1 pseudogene is annotated in these 292 nt (G+C 67.8%); it reads right to left on the reverse strand.

The annotated features are described in order from the left end of the window. Positions 1-292: pseudogene (locus tag SB756_RS29275) on the reverse strand (flavodoxin); the annotation flags it as partial.

Genomic DNA, 292 nt, shown 5'->3' on the forward strand with positions numbered 1-292 from the left:
AGTGAAAGCCGCTGTTACGCCGCAAGCGCAGGCTGATGCCCGAGCCGATTGCAGCGTGCTCGGTCAACCAGCCCGAGCCGAGCCCCAGGCTGGCGTCGGGATGGCGTTCCTGGCGCACGATCAGTTCCAGCACGCCGTCGCTGGCAATCGAGGCGATGGAGTATTCGCGCATGCCCAGGGGCACCAGCGCGTTCACCAGCGCCTGGGCGTGCAGGCCGACCAGGTGCGCACGGTGGGTCGGTAGTTGGCGGGTGGCCAGGGCTTGTTCGAGGGGTTGCGCCAAGCCATCGAT

Origin of the sequence: Pseudomonas sp. SIMBA_068 (genome assembly GCF_046534705.1) — a bacterium.
Lineage (GTDB): Bacteria > Pseudomonadota > Gammaproteobacteria > Pseudomonadales > Pseudomonadaceae > Aquipseudomonas > Aquipseudomonas putida.